At 41.5% G+C, this 3,675-nt stretch carries 5 protein-coding genes; 1 reads left to right on the forward strand and 4 read right to left on the reverse strand.

The annotated features are described in order from the left end of the window. Positions 1-262 precede the first annotated feature (262 nt). Positions 263-781 (forward strand): flavodoxin domain-containing protein, encoded by a 519-nt coding sequence (locus tag WBM98_RS04330; RefSeq protein ID WP_424364800.1) that lies wholly within the window; start codon positions 263-265, stop codon positions 779-781. A gap of 161 nt (positions 782-942) precedes the next feature. Here WBM98_RS04330 and WBM98_RS04335 read toward each other — a convergent pair whose 3' ends face one another. From WBM98_RS04335 to WBM98_RS04350, 4 genes are all read right to left on the reverse strand, one after another. Continuing rightward, positions 943-1,284 carry a hypothetical protein gene (locus tag WBM98_RS04335; protein WP_424364801.1) on the reverse strand — a complete coding sequence of 114 codons (342 nt, stop codon included), beginning with the start codon at positions 1,282-1,284 and terminating at the stop codon, positions 943-945. A gap of 189 nt (positions 1,285-1,473) precedes the next feature. Then, a complete protein-coding gene (locus WBM98_RS04340) occupies positions 1,474-1,734 on the reverse strand; it encodes a CBU_0592 family membrane protein (RefSeq protein ID WP_424364802.1) in 261 nt (86 codons plus the stop codon). 61 nt (positions 1,735-1,795) lie between these two features. Continuing rightward, positions 1,796-2,584 (reverse strand): carbonic anhydrase, encoded by a 789-nt coding sequence (locus WBM98_RS04345; RefSeq protein ID WP_424364803.1) that lies wholly within the window; start codon positions 2,582-2,584, stop codon positions 1,796-1,798. A gap of 54 nt (positions 2,585-2,638) precedes the next feature. Then, a complete protein-coding gene (locus tag WBM98_RS04350; protein ID WP_424364804.1) occupies positions 2,639-3,253 on the reverse strand; it encodes a fumarylacetoacetate hydrolase family protein in 615 nt (204 codons plus the stop codon). Positions 3,254-3,675: the final 422 nt, after the last annotated feature.

The raw sequence follows: 3,675 nt of genomic DNA on the forward strand, positions 1-3,675 counted from the left end.
CCCAATACCCAATACCCAAAATCCAATACCCTGAATCCAATACCCAAAACCCAACACCCAACACCCAAAACCCAAAACCCAAAACCCAAAACCCAAAACCCAAAACCCAAAACCCAAGACCCAAAACCTAAAATAGAATAGCGAACTGCCAAAAAAGAATCGAAAATCGCAAGTATATGACCAAAGTCATTTATTTTTCTTAAAAGGACCTATATATTTAGCACTGGTTGTAATACCAAATAACGTAAATGTAAGTTAAGCAATGATGAGGGGTGCCATTTTTTACGCATCGAAGTATGGGAGCACGGCGCAATATGCCGAATGGATTTCCCAAGAGACCAATTTGCCCGTATTTGAAATAAAAGAGGGCAATGCCGACCCGACGAAATACGATTTTTTGATCTTGGGCAGTCCAATAATCTACTATAAGCCCTTGATCCATAAGTGGGTGAAAAAACATGTGGGTGAGTTAAGGAATACACCGATAATCTTCTTTTCGGTTTCCGGTGCCCCGGCTGGGGAGAAACTCAACGGGTGGATGGCCGATAGCCTCCCTAAGGAATTTATGTCACGCATCTATCACGTCGCTTTGCGCGGAAGGCAAATACCGGCAGAACTTACCTGGTATGATCGTATAATGATGAAAATCGGTGCCATGACCAATAAAGATCCCCAAGCTAGAAAAGAGGAACTCAAAGGATTTGACTATATGGACAAGTCCCGTATCCAACCGATCCTGGAATTGGTAGGGAAATTCCATCAAAGTGAAGTGTTGATTTGAGTTGGTGGTTGATGTGTGACGGGTGTTGGGTTAAGGGTAAAAGGTGAAGGAACTCAGTTGCACATTAAAAGTTGTTAGTTCCAAAATCCAAAATCCAAAATCTACAATCTCAAATCTACAATCTCAAATCTACAATCTAAAATCGTACCTTGATATTGATTTTAATCAAATAACACCCGAACCAACACGATCAAGACGCTGATGAGATAAATCGTCGTGAATATTTTCTTGTTGTACCGTGCCAGCCAATTCGGTAAAAAAATATCAAAATTGTCTTTTTTGGAGGTGGAGTATTTTCTTGCCACGAGCGTCAACGGACAGAACATTTTAAAAAGCAGCAGCACAATGCCCTCTAAAATAACCAAACCAATGGCAATCCATGTAAACGAATTTATGTGGTCCGTAATGCCTGAATATAGGATGTAAAAGATGACCAGTACAAAGAATAGCCAGATCAAGGTATGCACCAGTTTTATGACAAACAATTTTTCCGAATTATCCATTTCTTTCCCTTTAAATTGTAGTACGATACCAACATAATAAGCCATTCTTACGTTTGATCATCCTAAAAAGGGGTTCACGCGTGTTCCTGAATTCCATAAATCGCATACTCCCCGTTGCTTTTAACCACATGTTGCAAGGTTCAACGTATATATTCCCCCTTGTTCAATACAGAAGTCCTTCTTTTTCAATCACTTCGGTTGGCTTTCGTTCCCGTGCCATTTTATATATTTTAGTAGCGCGATGAACGAAACCAAGGCCCATACCCCTTCCAATACGACAAAAGGGATATACTCCATTAATACAGAAGCATAACAGGCCAACCCAGCTCCTAGGAGGTTGAATAAGATAAAGCGTAGGTCGTTCCTTTCCAGTTTTCCGGATATGTTAAGGATATAGGCCAATAGAATTAAAAAAACCCCGATAAAACCTATCCAATCAACTTGATTCATGTATTGTTTTTCAACGGATTATCAAAGTGTACATAAGTACAATTTTGGTTCGATATCTCCCTTACTTATGGTACACCGTTCTATCGTTTATGGGTTGTTCGTTGCGATAATTGTTCAACGGCATATTCTTTCGAAGGGCCAACACTTCATCCAAGGAGATGACAATGGGGTCCTTGAAGACGATCCAATTCACATTTTCGGTACAGGGTGGGGTGGTCAAAGAACCGGAATAGTAATAATACCCCCTATTTTCGAGGGATAGGTTTGTAATATCGAGTTCTTGGTGTATTTCCTTTGTGTCGCCATTTTCAAGAGGTAAAAAGCTTTTGAAAAATTCGAACAACTGGCTTTCTTCCCCTTCAACGCCCAAAACACTGAATACCATTAATTGATTGTTCTGCGACATATGTACCAAGTGGGCCTCAATGGGGTAGGTGACACCATTGATCTTATGTTCGGATGGTTCATGAAAATGGATTTGTTTCAAGTAATATACCTGATTCCTGAATTGTATGGAATCGCCCGTTTCAAAATCGAATTGTATCGAATGGCCATTGTTCTCGACTTTGCTCAACAATGTCTTTGGGGAATAGAACAGGTGAAGGCTATCTTTGGGATCCATGGGAACCGTGGTATTGTCGATGATATTTATGGGGGATTGGCTCGTGCCCCCACAATCAGAGTTTTTTTCAATCTCGGTCCAATGCTCGGGGGAAGTTTCCCCTTGGTAGCTCCAATGTTCCTGAGGTTGATGCGCCGTAACCGGTTCCGATTCCGATTTTTTCTTGTTCGTGCAGGCGGCTATCGCCAGGAGGGCCGCGAAAAGGAATAGCGTGGTTCTTTTATGCATGGTTTTAAAATTTATTTCAAAGAGTTCACTGATATAAAAATGGAAGGTGTATGATCAGATCATTTTAAAGTCTAACAGCAACGCTCCCTCAATGGAGGCTTGTAGGTGGTCATTTTTGAATATTTGCCCAGTACCTGTGGCAGGGGTTCCCGTAAAGATCAAATCTCCTGGTTGCAAGGTCATGAATTTGGAGATGTAGGCGATGATTTCCTGAAAATTGTAGATCATAAGGCCTGTATTCCCTACTTGTAATTGCTTCCCATTGATTTTTAAATCAAAAGCGATATTGTTCAAATCCTTAAATGCAGCGATAGGTTTGAACGTCGATATGGGTGCCCCCCCATCAAAACCCTTTCCTAGGTCCCATGGGCCCTTTATTTCCCTAGAGGCATCAAAAATATCCTTGGCGGTAAAATCGATGCCGATCCCAATCTCGGTGATATGGGAAATGGCGTCCTGTTCCGTAATGTTTTTTCCTGTTTTTCCTATTTTAAGGACCAATTCGACCTCATAACGTAGGTCTTTGGTAAACGATGGATAAGGTACATTCCGATTATCGCCAACCAAACTCGATTCGGGTTTGGAGAATATGATCTGTTGACCGCTTTTGTTCGCGCTTATTTCCGCTTTGTTGTTGACGTAGTTTTTACCAATGGCTAGGATTTTCATAAGGTATGTTTTGGTTACTTCATGCGGGCATGACGTATTATTTGTACTGCAAGGTAGCAGATCGGCGCGCAATTATAACTGACAAAAGTCATGGATTTTTTAGCTGATGGTTGTTGGTTGCTGGTTGCTGGTTGATAGTTGTTGGTAGGTGGTTGTGGGAAGACGGAAGACGGGTGACGGATGAGGGTGCAAAGTCGAATGTCGTAAGTTGGAAGGTCAGTATTGAGTTTCAGGTTACTGGTTATTGGTTGATAGTTGTTGGTTGGTGGTTGATAGTTGTTGGTTGGTGGTTGTGGGAAGACAGAAGTCAGATGTGAGTATTGAGAAGTGAGTATTGAGATGTTAGTTGATAGTTCATAGTTGATGGAGTTCAGTTGTCAGTTCGAGTGATTTTCGAAAGCCCCGAATGCTCGGGGGTATCG

The sequence above is a fragment of the Maribacter sp. genome (assembly GCF_049667165.1).
In the GTDB taxonomy this organism is placed as follows: Bacteria; Bacteroidota; Bacteroidia; order Flavobacteriales; family Flavobacteriaceae; genus Maribacter_A.

What these genes read in the sequence shown, in the direction of transcription:
- WBM98_RS04330 (WP_424364800.1), top strand. Translation starts at nt 263, where the DNA reads ATGATGAGGGGTGCCATTTTTTACGCATCGAAGTATGGGAGCACGGCG.
- WBM98_RS04335 (WP_424364801.1), bottom strand. Translation starts at nt 1,284, where the DNA reads ATGGATAATTCGGAAAAATTGTTTGTCATAAAACTGGTGCATACCTTG.
- WBM98_RS04345 (WP_424364803.1), bottom strand. Translation starts at nt 2,584, where the DNA reads ATGCATAAAAGAACCACGCTATTCCTTTTCGCGGCCCTCCTGGCGATA.
- WBM98_RS04340 (WP_424364802.1), bottom strand. Translation starts at nt 1,734, where the DNA reads ATGAATCAAGTTGATTGGATAGGTTTTATCGGGGTTTTTTTAATTCTA.
- WBM98_RS04350 (WP_424364804.1), bottom strand. Translation starts at nt 3,253, where the DNA reads ATGAAAATCCTAGCCATTGGTAAAAACTACGTCAACAACAAAGCGGAA.